At 70.3% G+C, this 14346-nt stretch carries 19 protein-coding genes; 8 read left to right on the top strand and 11 right to left on the bottom strand.

What is annotated here, in order from left to right; translation table 11 throughout:
* Positions 1-2 precede the first annotated feature (2 nt).
* Positions 3-620 carry a TetR/AcrR family transcriptional regulator gene (locus tag OG406_RS14490; RefSeq protein ID WP_267048502.1) on the bottom strand — a complete coding sequence of 206 codons (618 nt, stop codon included), beginning with the start codon at positions 618-620 and terminating at the stop codon, positions 3-5.
* A gap of 168 nt (positions 621-788) precedes the next feature.
* On the opposite strand from OG406_RS14490, the gene OG406_RS14485 reads away from it, so the two are divergent.
* From OG406_RS14485 to OG406_RS14470, 4 genes are all read left to right on the top strand, one after another.
* The gene (locus OG406_RS14485; protein ID WP_267048503.1) at positions 789-1373 is read left to right on the top strand and encodes a dihydrofolate reductase family protein; all 585 of its coding nucleotides are present in this window, start codon (positions 789-791) and stop codon (positions 1371-1373) included.
* Between the two features lie 163 nt (positions 1374-1536).
* Positions 1537-1950, top strand: a complete 414-nt coding sequence (locus OG406_RS14480; protein WP_267048504.1) for a YciI family protein — start codon at positions 1537-1539, stop codon at positions 1948-1950.
* Between the two features lie 5 nt (positions 1951-1955).
* Positions 1956-3182, top strand: a complete 1227-nt coding sequence (locus tag OG406_RS14475) for an RNA polymerase sigma factor (protein ID WP_329186086.1) — start codon at positions 1956-1958, stop codon at positions 3180-3182.
* A 10-nt stretch (positions 3183-3192) separates the two neighbouring features.
* Positions 3193-3540 (top strand): DUF952 domain-containing protein, encoded by a 348-nt coding sequence (locus OG406_RS14470; RefSeq protein ID WP_267048506.1) that lies wholly within the window; start codon positions 3193-3195, stop codon positions 3538-3540.
* A gap of 19 nt (positions 3541-3559) precedes the next feature.
* On the opposite strand, the gene OG406_RS14465 is transcribed toward OG406_RS14470, so the two are convergent.
* The 5 genes from OG406_RS14465 to OG406_RS14445 all read right to left on the bottom strand — a co-directional run bounded on the left by OG406_RS14465 (position 3560) and on the right by OG406_RS14445 (position 6639).
* Complete coding sequence (locus tag OG406_RS14465) at positions 3560-4315, bottom strand: VOC family protein (protein WP_267048507.1); 756 nt, start codon at positions 4313-4315, stop codon at positions 3560-3562.
* On the bottom strand, positions 4312-5187 hold the full coding sequence (locus tag OG406_RS14460) for a hypothetical protein (protein WP_164371981.1): 876 nt from the start codon (positions 5185-5187) through the stop codon (positions 4312-4314). The genes OG406_RS14465 and OG406_RS14460 overlap by 4 nt, the downstream gene beginning before the upstream one ends.
* 115 nt (positions 5188-5302) lie before the next feature.
* Complete coding sequence (locus tag OG406_RS14455) at positions 5303-5722, bottom strand: VOC family protein (RefSeq protein ID WP_081219365.1); 420 nt, start codon at positions 5720-5722, stop codon at positions 5303-5305.
* A 10-nt stretch (positions 5723-5732) separates the two neighbouring features.
* Positions 5733-6113 (bottom strand): helix-turn-helix transcriptional regulator, encoded by a 381-nt coding sequence (locus OG406_RS14450; protein ID WP_164372013.1) that lies wholly within the window; start codon positions 6111-6113, stop codon positions 5733-5735.
* Between the two features lie 109 nt (positions 6114-6222).
* Entirely contained in the window at positions 6223-6639 is a 417-nt protein-coding gene (locus OG406_RS14445; protein ID WP_164371982.1) for an SHOCT domain-containing protein, read from the bottom strand.
* A gap of 208 nt (positions 6640-6847) precedes the next feature.
* Between OG406_RS14445 and OG406_RS14440 the strand changes: the two genes are divergently transcribed.
* Entirely contained in the window at positions 6848-7045 is a 198-nt protein-coding gene (locus OG406_RS14440; RefSeq protein ID WP_081219368.1) for a hypothetical protein, read from the top strand.
* A 143-nt stretch (positions 7046-7188) separates the two neighbouring features.
* Here the strand turns inward: OG406_RS14440 and sodN are convergent, their stop codons facing one another.
* The gene (gene sodN, locus OG406_RS14435) at positions 7189-7584 is read right to left on the bottom strand and encodes a superoxide dismutase, Ni (RefSeq protein ID WP_329186082.1); all 396 of its coding nucleotides are present in this window, start codon (positions 7582-7584) and stop codon (positions 7189-7191) included.
* A gap of 145 nt (positions 7585-7729) precedes the next feature.
* On the opposite strand from sodN, the gene sodX reads away from it, so the two are divergent.
* Positions 7730-8161 carry a nickel-type superoxide dismutase maturation protease gene (gene sodX, locus OG406_RS14430; RefSeq protein ID WP_164372014.1) on the top strand — a complete coding sequence of 144 codons (432 nt, stop codon included), beginning with the start codon at positions 7730-7732 and terminating at the stop codon, positions 8159-8161.
* Here sodX and OG406_RS14425 read toward each other — a convergent pair.
* Positions 8065-8694, bottom strand: coding sequence for a CGNR zinc finger domain-containing protein (locus OG406_RS14425; RefSeq protein WP_164371984.1), 630 nt, complete (start codon positions 8692-8694; stop codon positions 8065-8067). The two genes, sodX and OG406_RS14425, sit on opposite strands and share 97 nt — an antisense overlap.
* A 100-nt stretch (positions 8695-8794) precedes the next feature.
* Between OG406_RS14425 and OG406_RS14420 the strand changes: the two genes are divergently transcribed.
* Positions 8795-9553: a class I SAM-dependent methyltransferase gene (locus OG406_RS14420; RefSeq protein WP_329186080.1), complete on the top strand. Its 759-nt coding sequence runs from the start codon at positions 8795-8797 to the stop codon at positions 9551-9553.
* 122 nt (positions 9554-9675) lie between these two features.
* Here the strand turns inward: OG406_RS14420 and OG406_RS14415 are convergent, their stop codons facing one another.
* From OG406_RS14415 to OG406_RS14405, 3 genes are read right to left on the bottom strand one after another with little or no spacing between them, the layout of a single operon-like run.
* Positions 9676-10467 carry an amino acid ABC transporter ATP-binding protein gene (locus OG406_RS14415; RefSeq protein WP_164371986.1) on the bottom strand — a complete coding sequence of 264 codons (792 nt, stop codon included), beginning with the start codon at positions 10465-10467 and terminating at the stop codon, positions 9676-9678.
* Positions 10464-11402, bottom strand: coding sequence for an amino acid ABC transporter permease (locus OG406_RS14410; RefSeq protein ID WP_081219373.1), 939 nt, complete (start codon positions 11400-11402; stop codon positions 10464-10466). Before OG406_RS14410 ends, OG406_RS14415 begins: the two co-directional genes overlap by 4 nt.
* Positions 11403-11440: 38 nt before the next feature.
* Positions 11441-12397 carry an ABC transporter substrate-binding protein gene (locus tag OG406_RS14405; protein ID WP_164371987.1) on the bottom strand — a complete coding sequence of 319 codons (957 nt, stop codon included), beginning with the start codon at positions 12395-12397 and terminating at the stop codon, positions 11441-11443.
* 538 nt (positions 12398-12935) lie between these two features.
* Between OG406_RS14405 and OG406_RS14400 the strand changes: the two genes are divergently transcribed.
* Positions 12936-14159, top strand: coding sequence for an NAD(P)-dependent malic enzyme (locus OG406_RS14400; RefSeq protein WP_267048511.1), 1224 nt, complete (start codon positions 12936-12938; stop codon positions 14157-14159).
* Positions 14160-14346 lie beyond the last annotated feature (187 nt).

The following is a 14346-nucleotide window of genomic DNA, read 5'->3' as shown; positions in this document are numbered from 1 at the left end:
CCCTACCGGTCCCGGTCACCGCCGCCGTCGCCGTCCTCCGGGACGATCGTCGTCACGATGGTCTCGAGGAGCCCGTCCGGTACGGCCACGCCGGGCAGGGCGTCGTCCAGGACGCCGGGCAGGGTGAGGTGTTCCAGGAGCAGGCCGAGCACCGCGAGGTACAGGACGGTCACGGTCCGGTCGCCGCCGGGCAGCCCGGCATCCCGGTGGAACTCCATCGCCTGTTCGAGGTCGCCGCGCACCGACGCCGTGTACGAGGCGCGCAGGGCCGGGCGGCGGGTGGCTTCCAGGCGCATCTCGAAGAGGGCGAGGTAGCCCGTGCGGTCGCGGGTCGCCCGGCCCAGCAGGTCGCGCATGAACTCCAGGACGAGGGCGCGGTCGCGGGGCGCCGTCAGCAGACCGGCCAGGACGGCGGGGTCCGGGGCCAGCCGGTGGTGGAGGTGGGTGTCGACCTGGTTCAGCAGATCGTCGCGGTCGGTGAAGTAGTTCGACGCGGTACCGACCGGAACCGCGGCCTCCGCGTCCACCGCGCGGAACGTCAGCCCCCGCGCGCCCTCGCGGGCCAGTACCGCCACCGCCGCGTCGACGAGGGCTGCCCTGCGCTCGGTGTTCCGTGCCATGTGCCGGTTCCTCTCCCTGTGACGCGCCGGTCCCACCGTGACCTCGACGCCCCGGCCTCCCGGAGGCGGGCGCCTCAATCCCCTTGAACCACTACAGGTGAAGCACTATAACTGAAGTGGTTCGGCGAAAGCCGTCCCCCACGACGCCGCCCGAGAGAAGAGACCCGCTTGCGCAAGCTCACCTACTTCGTCGCCTGCTCGATCGACGGCTTCATCGGCGATCCCGGCGGCGACGCCGACCCCTTCATGCCGTTCGTCGACGAGGAGTTCCTCGCCTTCCTGACGGCGGAGTACCCCGAGACCATCGCGTCCCCTGCCCGCCGCGCCCTCGGCGTCGACGACCTGGAGAACCGGGTCTTCGACACGGTCGTCCAGGGCCGGGCCAGCTACCAGCTGGCCCTCGACATCGGCGTGACCAGCCCGTACGCGCATCTGCGCCAGTACGTCGCCTCCCGCACCCTCACCGAGTCGCCCGACCCGGCCGTCCGGATCGTCGCGGACGACATCGTCGGCACCGTCCGCGAACTGAAGGCGGAGGACGGTGAGTTCGGCATCTACCTGTGCGGCGGCTCGCAGCTCGCCGGTGAGCTGATCGACGAGGTCGACGAGCTGGTCGTGAAGACGTACCCGGTGGTCCTCGGCTCCGGCATGCCGATGTTCGGCTCCGGATTCGACGTCGGTGCGTTCACCCTCGACGAGATGCGGCTCTTCGGGAACGGCGTCCTCGTGCGGACCTATCGCAGGAAGCGTTGAATCCGCCGCCGCCCTACCCTGAAGGCAGCGAAGGACGCGCCCCCGAAAAAAGATCCGACGTCGTGGACCCCGTCGTGTCGAGAACCGCGGACCGGCTCCGACGTCCCCTGTGAGAGCCGCCCCGCACGGGCGGCCCGAGCGAGGAAACAGAAGGAGCGGACTCATGAAGTACCTGGTGATGGTGCAGGGAACGCAGGCCGACTACGCGAGCCAGCGGGGCGACGCCTCCGCACAGCCGCCGCTCTGGACGGAGGAGGAGATCCAGACGATGTTCGCGCACATGGGCGCGATCAACGACGACCTCTCCGAATCGGGCGAGCTGGTCGACATGAACGGCCTGCTCGAACCCGCGAAGGCCCGCCTCGTGTCCCGCGGCACGGACGGTGAGGTCGTGATCACCGACGGCCCGTACGGCGAGACCAAGGAAGTGATGGCCGGCTACTGGGTGGTCGACTGCGCGAGCCTGGACCGGGTCACCGAGATCGCCGCGCGCGTCACCGCCTGCCCCGTTCCGAAGGGCGCCCCGGAGTACCCGGTGGTCATCCGGCCCATCGGGGACGGCGGCGGGGACGTCTGAGCCGGATGAGCGGCACGACCGGGGTCGAGGATCTGCTGCGCCACCACGCGCCGCAGGTCCTCGGCGCCCTGGTGCGCCGCTACGGCCACTTCGACGCCGCCGAGGACGCGGTCCAGGAGGCCCTGCTGGCGGCGGCCGGCCAGTGGCACGCCCAGGGAGTGCCGGACAACCCGCGCGGCTGGCTGATCAAGGTGGCCTCGCGGCGGCTCGTCGACACCCTGCGCGCGGAACAGGCACGGCGGCTGCGCGAGGAGAAGGCGGCCGCGCTCACGCCGCGGGACGCGTTCACCGCACCGCCGCCCGGCGCCGACCGCGCCCCGTCGGAGGACGACACGCTCACGCTCCTCTTCCTGTGCTGTCACCCCGACCTGAGCCCGCCCGCGCAGATCGCGCTCACCCTGCGCGCGGTCGGCGGACTCACCACGGCGGAGATCGCGCGGGCCTGGCTGGTGCCCGAGGCGACCATGGCGCAGCGGATCAGCCGCGCCAAGCGGAAGGTGCGAGGCGTACGGTTCGCCCGCCCCGAGCGCTGGGAGGAACGGCTTCCCGCCGTCCTGCACACCCTCTACCTGATCTTCAACGAGGGCTACACCGCCACCTCCGGGACCTCCCTGCAACGGGCCGAACTCGCCGGTGAGGCGCTCCGGTTGGCGCGTACGGTCCGCCGACTGCTGCCCGAGGACGCCGAAGTGGCCGGGCTGCTCGCGCTGATGCTCCTCACCGACGCCCGCCGCGCCGCGCGCACCGGACCGCACGGAGAGCTCGTCCCCCTCGACGAACAGGACCGCGACCGCTGGGACAAGGCGGCGATCGAGGAGGGCGTGGCCCTGGTGACGGAGGCGCTGGCACGAGGACGGGCAGGCCCGTATCAACTGCGCGCCGCCATCGCCGCCGTCCACGACGAGGCGCCCACGCCCGAGGCGACGGACTGGGCCGAGATCCTCGGCCTGTACGACATCCTCGTCCGCCAGGTACCCGGCCCCGTCGAACAGCTCAACCGCGCGGTCGCCGTCGCCATGGTGCACGGCCCGCGCGCGGCCCTCGCCGAACTCGACCGGCTGGAGGACGCGTCGGCCGCCGGGCACCGGCCGGACGCCGTCCGCGGTCATCTGCTGGAGCGCGCCGGGGACACGGCGGGAGCCCGCGCGGCCTACACGTCGGCCGCCGGCCAGACCCTCAGCCTGCCGGAGCGCCGCTATCTGGAGGCGCGCGCGGCCCGGCTCGGGCCGTAGCGTTCCTCCCATGTCCGAACCTCTGCTGCACCTGACCGAGCGCTCCCTGTGGGACGCGGCCCGCGCCTCCGGCGCCTTCGAGATGTCCACCCGCGGCCGGACCCTCCAGGAGGAGGGCTTCATCCACTGCTCGCTGCGCCACCAACTCCAGCCGGTGGCGACGATGTTGTACGGCTCCTACAGCGGCTCCGACGACCTGGTGGTCCTCGTCGTCGACCCCGAACGCCTCACCGTGCCGGTCCGCTTCGAGGCGATGGAACCCGGCGGCGAGGAGTTCCCGCACGTCTACGGGCCGATCCCGGCCGCCGCCGTCGTGGACGTGGAGGTCTGGACCCCAGGCGTGGACGGCGCCCGGTGACGCCCCTCGCGGACACGCCCTAGGGCAGGCTGCCCGTCGCCGGGTCGCGGCCGGTCAGGCAGTAGACGCTGCCGGCCGGGTCCCGCATCACCGTCCATCGGGCGCCCCGGCCGACCGCCGTCGCCCCGAGCGTCTCGTGGTGGGCCCGCACCGCGTCGACGTCCGAGCAGGCGAGGTCGAGGTGGGCGGCGGCGGGCCGGACGGTGCCCAGGCGCTGCAACAGGATGCGCAGCGGCAGCCCGGCGGGCGGCCGGACCAGATGGAACTCGGGGAGCGCGCCCGCCAGGGACTCCCAGCCGGTCAGCGCGGCCCAGAAGGCGGTCTCGGTGGCGAACGCGTCCGGCGCCACGTCGAGACACACCTGGTCGAGCCGGCTCGTCGCACCGCCCGGCCCCCCGGTCACCGGCGGCCGCGCGGACTCGCCCTGCCAGGGCACCGCGCAGAACAACTGCCCGCCGGGGGAGCGCAGCACGGCCCAGCCGTCGTGCTCCGCGACGGTCTCGGCACCGAGCCCGAGGGCCCACGCCACCAACGCCGGCACGTCCTCCACGGACAGGTCGAGATGCGCGCCCCCGGGACCGTCGCCGACGCCCTGCGCCTTCACGCAGGCGTCCGCGCCGGCGGGCAGCAACGTCACGAACTCGCCCCGGTCACCGCGTGGTTCCGAGACGGTCGTGCCGGTGACCGCGGTCCAGAAGGCCACGGCGGCTCCCAGATCCGCCACGGGCCGGTCGACGAAGACATGGGTCCACCGGATGGTCGGTCGCGTGCTCATCGGGGCTGCTCCTCCTGCCGTACGGACGCTGCGGCTCGTACCGTCTCCTGGCCGATCAGCGCGCGCAACGACGTTTTCATCCGGGAGACGAAGGCGTCCCGGACCTCGGGGGAGAGGGCGTCGAGGGACAGGTACGGGTTGAGGTCCTCCAGCTCGACGAGGAGCAGTCCGCCGTCCGGGGCCCGGCAGGCGTCGACGCGCTGGATGCCGTACGTGATGTCGTTCCAGTCGACGAACCGCTGCGCGAACTCCCGGTCCTCGTCGGTGGGTTCGTAGGGCTCCAGGGCCCAGCGCCGCTCCGGGTCCGGTGCGTACAGGGCGTACTGGAGGGTGTCGTCGACGAAGTAGAACGACACCTCGTACCGGAAGTCGACGCGCGGCTGGACGAGGAGGTCGCCGAACGGCAGCCCGGCGAGCCGGTCGCGCGTCACGAACTCCAGGCCGATGGAGTCCGCGCCCTGTTTCGGCTTCACCGCGTAGCTGTCCGCCTCCGGCAGCCGGTCCAGGTCGGCCGCGCGGTCCACGGTGGGGATGACCGGGAACCCGGCGGCGGTCAGCTCCAGCAGGTATCCCTTGCCGGCCATGTCCCCCTTGCCGGACAGCTGGTTGTAGACCCGCACACCGTCCGCCAGCGCCCGCTCCCGGAACGCGTCGTACGCGGCCTGATGGTGCAGGACGGGCCCGCTGTTGCGGACCACCACGGCGTCGAATCCGGCCATCAGCGCGGCCGCGTCCAGCGGATGGCACACGGCGATGTCGAAGTCCTCGCGCAGGCGCGCGGTGAGGGCGATGTCCTCGTCGCAGTACCGCCGTCCCCTGGCCGGATAGGCCAGGTCACTGACGTAGAGGACACGGGGGCGCGCGGACGGCACGGGGACTCCTCGGAGGACGCTCTGGGGCTCGGACCGCGGACGCGCCGCGGACACACGCACGTAGTGTGCCTCCCGAGGGAACCCGGTCTTCCGGCACCCCGGGCCGACGGCCGGGTCAGGCCTCCCGGCGGTTCTCCGCGAACCGCAGCAGGTTGCCCGCCGGGTCGCGGAAGGCGCAGTCCCGCAGGCCGTACGGCTGGTCGGCGGGTTCCTGGAGAACCTCGGCGCCCGAGGCGCGGACGCGCTCGAAGAGGGCGTCGCAGTCGGTCGTCGAGAAGATCACCCCGCGCAGCATGCCCTTGGCCAGCAGCTCCGCCATGGCCTGCTTGTCCGCGGGGGAGGCGTCCGGATCCGCCGCCGGCGGCTCCAGGACGATCTCCACGTCGGGCTGGAGCGGCGACCCGACCGTGACCCAGCGCATCCCCTCGAACCCGACGTCGCCCCGGACCTCCAGGCCCAGCACGTCACGGTAGAAGGCCAGCGCCTTGTCGTGATCGTCGACGGAGATGAAGCACTGGGAGAGTTTCAGGTCCATGCCCTACAACCTAGAGGCGTGTGCCCGGTTCCGCCTCGGGGTTGCGGTGCCGGGCCGGGCGGGTCATCCGGCGGGCCACGCAGGACGGGATGGGCGCGCCGTGGTCGTGCGGACGGGCCCGGTACGCGCTCGGCGTCTCGCCGACCAGCTCCGTGAACCGCGAGCTGAACGAACCGAGCGAGGTGCACCCCACCGCGAAGCACACCTCCGTCACCGTCATGTCGCCGCGCCGCAGCAGCGCCTTCGCGCGCTCGATCCGGCGGGTCATGAGATACGTGTACGGCGTCTCGCCGAAGGCGTCACGGAAGCTGCGCTGGAAATGGCCCGGCGACATCAGCGCCGTACGCGCGATCGTCGCGATGTCGAGCGGCTCCGCGAACTCGCGGTTCATCCGGTCCCGGGCCTTGCGCAGCCGGACCAGGTCCTCCAGGACTCGGGGATTTCCCACCCGCCCAGAATGCCACGGGCCACCGACAACGGGCCCGGCCGCGCGCAACCGGTCAGGCGTCGGCCAGAACCTTGGCCTTGGCCTGCTCGAACTCCGCGGACGTGAGGTGGCCGCTGCTCTTGAGTTCCGCGAGCTTCGCTAGTTCGTCGGCCTTGCCGGTGGTCCCGGCGGTCTCGCGGATGTAGGACTGCACGTCCTCCTGATTCTTCTGGATGCGCTTCGCCTCGCGCTCGCCCATCCCACGGCCCCGCGCGATCAGGTACACGAAGACGCCGAGGAAGGGCAGGATCACGACGAAGACGCACCAGCCGGACTTGCCCCAGCCGCTCAGATCGTCGTCGCGGAAGATGTCTCCGATGACGCGGAAGAGCAGCATGAACCACAGGATCCACAGGAAGAACCACATCGTGGTCCAGAAGACGTTCAGCAGGGGATAGTCCGCTGCCAGGTCGAGCGTCGAGCCGTTCATGGTCGAACTCCTGTCGTCGTACGACATCGCCACGCTCGACCACAGTGCGTCGACGGCCCGCCCGACCGCCTCACCCCCGACGGGTGAGCTGGGGGATCGCCCAAGCGCCGACGATGGCAGGGGATCGCGGCGGACCCCGGCCCCGAACTCCGGCGGACCCCGGACCCGAAGGCGGGTCCCGAACCCCGGTCCTGAGGGAAGTGCTCGTATGCGCTACGAATTCCGTGTCGCCGGCATCGTGTCGGAGACGCTCGCCTCGGCGTTCTCCGAACTCGACAGCGTGCCCACGGCGGAACAGACGCTGTTCTTCGGCCCCGTCATCGACGACGCCCATCTGCACGGTCTGCTCGGCCGGTTCCAGGCGCTCGGCCTGCGCGTGGTCGAGCTGCGCCGGCTGCCCGCGTGACCGTGACAGCAGAACGCACCCGGACCGCCGGGCCACCGAGTTCGGTGGCCCGCGGACCAGGTGCGTGTCGCGTGACGTGCGGCCGGACGAACCGCAGGTCGGCGCGGCCGGACCCGGAGGCCCGGCACCCCGGAGGTCCGGGGTCAGGCCTGCTTGGTCTCCCAGAAGATCTTGTCGATCTGGGCGATGTAGTCGAGGGCCTTCTGGCCGGTCGCCGGATCGGCGGACGCCTTGGCGGCCGAGAGGGCCTTCAGGGTGTCGTTGACCAGCTGGTGCAGCTCCGGGTACTTCTCGAAGTGCGGGGGCTTGAAGTAGTCGCTCCAGAGCACCGACACGTGGTGCTTGGCGAGCTCGGCGCGCTGCTCCTTGATGACAACGGCGCGCGTCTGGAACTGCGCGTCGTCGTTTCCGGCCATCTTTTCCTGGACGGCCTTCACCGACTCCGCCTCGATGCGGGCCTGGGCCGGGTCGTACACGCCGCAGGGCAGGTCGCAGTGCGCGCTGACCTTCACCTTGGGGGCAAACAGGCGGGAGAGCATTGAGCTGTCCTTCCTCGTGATCGTCTTCTCAGGTGGGACATTACTCCGTAGGAGACCTGTTTTCGCGAGTGCCCCCATGGGCTTAGGACAAAAGTCCAGGGTGAGACTGGGACTGGTGGAGGATGGAACCGGGGAGGTGCCGGTGATGCCGGAGCTGTCGCAGGAGACCGAGCGGGGGAGGGCCCTGCTGCCGTTCGGGGCGGCGGAGGTGACGGGCCCGTCCATGGTGCCCACGCTCCAGCACGGGGATCGGCTCGTGGTGCAGTGGGGTGCGCGGGTGGGGCCGGGTGACGTGGTCGTCCTGCGGCATCCCTTCCAGCAGGACCTGCTCGTCGTGAAGCGGATCGCGGAGCGTCGCGAGGGCGGCTGGTGGGTGCTGGGTGACAACGCGTTCGCGGGCGGGGACAGCACCGACTACGGAACCGTTCCCGAGGACCTCGTCCTCGGGAAGGTGCGGTTCCGGTTCCGGCCGCCGGCCGGTCAGCGCTCCCCGTTCGCCGTCGCCCGCTGGGTGCTGGTCGCCGCCAGGCCGGTGCTCTCCGCCCGGTCGGCCTCCAGGCGCTTGCGGGCACGGTAGGCCGCGACGTTGGCGCGGGTCGCGCAGCGGTCCGAGCAGTAGCGCCGGGAGCGGTTGGTCGAGGTGTCCAGGTAGGCGTTGCGGCAGGGGGCGGCCTCGCACAGGCCGAGCCGGTTCACGCCGTACTCGGTGAGGTGGAAGGCCAGGCCCATCGACGCGATCGCCGCGTAGCCCGCAGTCGCGTTCGACGGGTGGTCCGCCAGGTGCATGTGCCACAGCGGGCGGCCGTCGTCGTCGCGGTGGTCGTGCCCGGAGATCTGCGGGCTCACCGGGAACTCCAGGAGCAGCGAGTTCAGCAGGTCCACGGCGAGGGTCTCGTCGCCGCCGTCCGCCGCCTCGAAGACCGCGCGCAGCCGGGCCCGTACGGAGCGGAAGCGGGTGACGTCCGCCTCCGCCGCGCGGCGGGCCGCCGACGCGTTGCTCCCGAACAGGTCACGGACGGCCTCGACCGAGGTCAGCGTGTCCTTGCCGCGGGCCGGTTCCTCGCTGTTGACGAGACGGACGGCGTAATCCGCGTAATAGGCCAGTTCCACTTGTAGTCCTTACGGAGGGGCTCTATCGTCGTGACGGCGGTCAGGTAACAGATGATCGTGCTTACAGGGTATTACGTGGTCGAGTGGAGGAGGGGCTTTCATGGCCATCGGCACCGGAACGGACTGGCAGGCCTGGCAGCGGAGCTGGGACCGGCAGCAGGAGTGGTACATGCCGGACCGGGAGGACCGCTTCTCGGTCATGCTCGACCTGACCGAGGCGCTCGTCGGACCGGCCCCCCGCGTCCTCGACCTGGCGTGCGGCACCGGCACCATCACCGCCCGGCTGCTCGACCGCCTCCCCGGAGCCACCAGCACCGGCGTCGACCTCGACCCCGCACTGCTCACCATCGCCGAGGGCACCTTCGCCGGCGACGACCGGGTCTCCCTCGTGACGGCCGACCTCAAGGATCCAAAGTGGCGCACCCGGCTGCCGTACGACACGTACGACGCCGTGCTGACCGCCACGGCCCTGCACTGGCTGCACAGCGAACCCCTCGCGGTCCTCTACGGTCAGCTCGCGGAACTCGTCCGCGACGGCGGTGTCCTCATGAACGCCGACCACATGATCGACGAGACCACGCCCCGGATCAACGCGGCCGACCGGGCCCTGCGGCACGCCCGGATGGACCGGGCCAGGGAGACCGGCGCGCTCGACTGGGCCGAATGGTGGAAGGTGGCCGCGCAGGACCCCGTCCTCGCCGAACCCACCGCCCGCCGCTTCGAGATCTACGGGGAACACGCCGACGGCGACACACCCTCCGCCGACTGGCACGCGCGCGTGCTGCGCGAGAAGGGCTTCGCGGAGGCCCGGGCGGTATGGCGCTCGCCGTCGGACGCGCTGGTGCTGGCGGTCAAGTAGCCGAGTGGCCCAGCGGAGACGCGGAAGGGGCGGTACGGGAATCCCGTACCGCCCCTTTTTTCCTCGGCTGCTCGCGCGCAGGTCCTCCGGTTCTCCGGTTCTCCGGTTTCCCGGTTCTCCGGTCAGAGGACCTTCGACAGGAACGACTTGGTGCGCTCGTGCTGCGGGTCCGTCAGGACGTCGCGCGGGTTGCCGGACTCGACGACCACACCGCCGTCCATGAAGACCAGGCTGTCGCCGACCTCGCGGGCGAAGCCCATCTCGTGCGTGACGACGATCATCGTCATGCCGGACTCGGCGAGGTCGCGCATGACGTCGAGGACGTCACCGACCAGTTCTGGGTCCAGGGCCGAGGTCGGCTCGTCGAAGAGCATCAGCTTCGGGTCCATCGCCAGCGCGCGGGCGATCGCCACACGCTGCTGCTGGCCGCCGGAGAGCTGCGAGGGGTAGCTCTTCGCCTTGTCGGCGAGGCCGACGCGCTCCAGGAGCTGGCCCGCGCGTTCTCGCGCCTGGGACCTGCTGACGCCCTTGACCTGGACCGGTGCCTCCATGACGTTCTCGAGCGCCGTCATGTGCGGGAACAGGTTGAAGCGCTGGAAGACCATGCCGATGTCCCGGCGCTTCAGCGCGACCTCGCTGTCCTTCAGCTCGTAGAGCTTGTCGCCCTTCTGGCGGTAGCCGACCAGCTCGCCGTCGACGTACAGCCGGCCGGCGTTGATCTGCTCCAGGTGGTTGATGCACCGGAGGAACGTGGACTTGCCGGAGCCGGAGGGGCCGATGAGGCAGAACACCTCTCCGGACTTCACCTCCAGGTCGATGCCCTTCAGGACCTCGACAGGGCCGAAGGACTTGTGGACGCCCTCGGACTTGACCATCGCCGTGGCGGAGTCCGCCTTGGTCACGTCGGCGGTCATGCCGCACCTCCCGAGGGACGGCCCACCGACAGCACGTGGGTCTTGATCTTCTGGAACGGCGTGGCCGGGAGGCTACGGCTGCTGCCCCGGGCGTAGTACCGCTCCAGGTAGTACTGGCCGACGCTGAACACCGACGTCAGCAGCAGGTACCAGGCGGCGGCGAGGAACAGCATCTCGGCCGGCGCCCCCGAGGTCTGGCCGATGTCCTGGGCCACACGGAACAGCTCGGAGTACTGGATGACGGCCACCAGCGAGGTCGTCTTCAGCATGTTGATGACCTCGTTGCCCGTGGGGGGCACGATCACACGCATCGCCTGCGGGATGACGATCCGGCGCAGGGTCTTGCTGTGGCTCATGCCCAGGGCGTGCGAGGCCTCGGTCTGGCCCTCGTCGACCGAGAGCAGGCCGGCCCGGCAGATCTCGGCCATGTACGCGGCCTCGTTCAGGCCCAGTCCCAGCAACGCCGTCAGCAACGGCGTCATGAAGCTGGACCAGTAGTCCTTGTAGATCGGACCGAGGTTGATGTACGTGAAGACCAGGCCGAGGTTGAACCAGACCACGAGCTGTACGAGGACCGGCGTACCGCGGAAGAACCAGATGTAGAACCACGCGATGGACGAGGTCACCGGGTTCTTCGACAGCCGCATCACGGCGAGCAGAACGCCGCCGACGACGCCGATCAGCATCGAGAGGACCGTCAGCAGCAGCGTCTTGAGGACACCGTTGATGACGCGGTGGTCGAAGAAGTAGTCGGGGATCGCTCCCCAGTTGATCTTGCCCTGGGAGAACGCGTAGACCACGGAGACCAGGAGCGCGATCGCGATGACCGCGGAGACGTATCGCCCGTAGTGCCGGACCGGGATCGCCTTGATGGCTTCCGGTCGGGCCGGGGGAGCGTCCTCCGGGCCCGGTGTCTTGTCAGTGTCAACAGTCACGGGAGTTGTTGCCTTTCAGTGCCCGCTCGGTTCCGCGGTCACTTGCCGCCGTTGACCGCGGCCGCCTTGACGGCGCCGGCGTCGACGCCCCACTTCGCGATGATCTTGTCGTACTCGCCGTTCTTGATGATCGCGTCGAGCGCGGCCTGCAGGGCGTCCCGGAGCTGGGTGTTGGACTTGGCGACCGCGATGCCGTACGGAGCGGCCTCGACCTGGTCGCCCACGATCTCGAAGTCCTTGCCGCCGCCGGACGTCTTCACCGCGTACGCGGCGACCGGGAAGTCGGACGAGCCGGCGTCGGCGCCACCGCCGCGCAGCCGGGTCTGGGCCTGCTGGTCGTTGTCGTACGACTCGATGGCGATCTTCTTGCCACCCGTACACTTCTTCGACTCGGCCTTGGCGAGGTCCTCGGAGACCGTGCCGCGCTGCACCACGAGCTTCTTGCCGCACAGGTCGGACCAGCTCTTGATGTTCTGGGTCTTGCCCTTGGGGGTGTAGATGGAGACACCCGCGGTGAAGTAGTCGACGAAGTCGACGCCCTCGCCGACCTTCTTGCCGGTGTCCGAGTCGATGCCCTCCTGGCGGTCCTTGGAGTCCGTCATCGCGGACATCGCGATGTCGTACCGCTTGGAGCGCAGACCCGTGAGCAGCGTGTCGAAGGTGCCGTTCTGGAAGTCGAACTTCACGCCGAGCTGCTTGCCGAGCGCGTCCGCCAGGTCGGGGTCGATGCCGACGGTCTTGCCCGAGTCGTCCTTGAACTCGACCGGCGCGTAGGCGATGTCCGAGCCGACCTTGATGACGCCCGCGTCGCGGATCGCCTTGGGCAGCTTGCCGGCCAGCGGCGCCGAGCTCGTGCTCGCGGACGAGTCGCTCGAGTCGTTCTTGGTCTGGTCACCGCAGCCGGTGAGGATAAGGGCGCCGGCGACCGCGATCGCACCGACCGCTGCTATCCGGGACTGAGCGGCGGTGGTACGACGGGTGGTGCTTGCGGTCATGAGGGTCCTCCGGCGGATGAGGGAGTAGCCGACAGGTCGACGAGAACACACACCTTCGGGTGTCGCGACCTCGTGTGATGACGGCATCTTGCCATTCGGATTGCGGCATTCAGGGTGCCCGCTATGTCAAAATCGGATAACGGGTGACCCCTGAACCGCTACGGGCCGGTACTACCTGACCGGATCTTGTACGGGAATCTCTTCTTCCGACCGGAAGATCTTCGGTACATCCCGCGACGCGGAGGGCCGCTACTGCGCGCCCCCGGACGAACGAGCGCATGTCCGGAATTGTCAATGGATCACGGCATGAGTCATGTCACCGGCGTGTGATCTTGGCGTTATGGACTCGTCCACGGCACCGTGCGTCGGGTAAGAAGGTTCTTTACACCCCTCATCCGGGGCTCAGGGCGCGTGTGCGGCGCGCCCGTCGCGCAGCCGCCCGTACGCAACCACGGCGGCAGGGCCTGCGCGGTGCCCGCCCACCCCTCAACCAGGAGTGGTCACCCTCAGACAATAAAGACTTAAGGGGTAAAACAAAGTGGCAGCGGAGATCGTCAATCCTCGCAGCGACAGCAGTACGGATCCGGAGGGCGGGGCGGAGCCCCTCGACTCCTTCGACCCGGCTTTCGCGCTGCACCGCGGCGGCAAGATGGCTGTGCAAGCCACCGTGCCGGTCCGCAACAAGGACGACCTGTCCCTGGCTTACACGCCCGGCGTCGCGAAGGTGTGCAGCGCGATCGCCGAGCAGCCGGAACTCGTCCACGACTACACGTGGAAGTCGTCCGTGGTCGCCGTCGTGACCGACGGTACGGCCGTGCTCGGGCTCGGTGACATCGGCCCCGAGGCCTCCCTCCCCGTCATGGAGGGCAAGGCCATCCTCTTCAAGCAGTTCGGCGGTGTCGACGCGGTCCCGATCGCGCTGGCCTGCACCGGTGTCGACGAGATCGTCGAGACCGTGGCCCGGCTCGCGCCGTCGTTCGGCGGGATCAACCTGGAGGACATCTCGGCGCCCCGGTGCTTCGAGATCGAGCGGAAGCTCCAGGAGCGCCTGGACATCCCCGTCTTCCACGACGACCAGCACGGCACCGCGATCGTCACGCTCGCGGCCCTGCGCAACGCCGCCCGGCTGACCGGACGCTCCATCGGATCGCTGCGCGCGGTGATCTCCGGTGCGGGCGCGGCCGGTGTGGCCATCGCCAAGTTCCTGCTGGAGGCGGGCATCGGCGACGTCGCGGTCGCCGACCGCAAGGGCGTCGTGTCGCGCGACCGGGGCGACCTCACGGACGTCAAGCGCGAGCTCGCCGGGATCACCAACAAGGCCAATCTCTCCGGTTCGCTGGAGTCCGCACTCGCGGGCGCGGACGTCTTCATCGGCGTCTCCGGCGGTACGGTGCCCGAGCCGGCGATCGCCTCCATGGCGGAGGGCGCCTTCGTGTTCGCGATGGCCAACCCGAACCCCGAGGTGCACCCCGAGATCGCCCACAAGTACGCGGCCGTCGTCGCGACCGGGCGGTCCGACTTCCCGAACCAGATCAACAACGTGCTGGCGTTCCCCGGCATCTTCGCCGGTGCTCTCCAGGTCCGGGCCTCCCGGATCACCGAGGCCATGAAGATCGCCGCCGCCGAGGCGCTGGCCGCGGTCGTCGGTGACGACCTCGCCGCGGACTACGTCATCCCCTCGCCGTTCGACGAGCGGGTGGCGCCGGCGGTGACGGCCGCTGTGGCCGCCGCGGCCCGTGCGGAGGGTGTCGCCCGCCGCTGAGGCACGTGCGTTCGCTGTGACCCCGCCGGGGGTTTCTCCCGGCGGGGTCATTGTTTTCGCCCCCTCCGCCCCTGCCCGTCCCGTAGCGGGGGCGCTGCCCCCGGACCCCCGCTCCTCAAGCGCCGGGGGGCTGATTTCTCGCCTCCAGGGACGCGTGTCACAACGGGAGGCGGTTCCGCCGGGAGGG

The sequence above is a fragment of the Streptomyces sp. NBC_01428 genome (genome assembly GCF_036231965.1).
Taxonomy (GTDB): domain Bacteria; phylum Actinomycetota; class Actinomycetes; order Streptomycetales; family Streptomycetaceae; genus Streptomyces.
The sequence above is the reverse complement of the archived record's forward strand: the minus strand, read 5'-3'. Positions and strand labels throughout refer to the sequence as shown.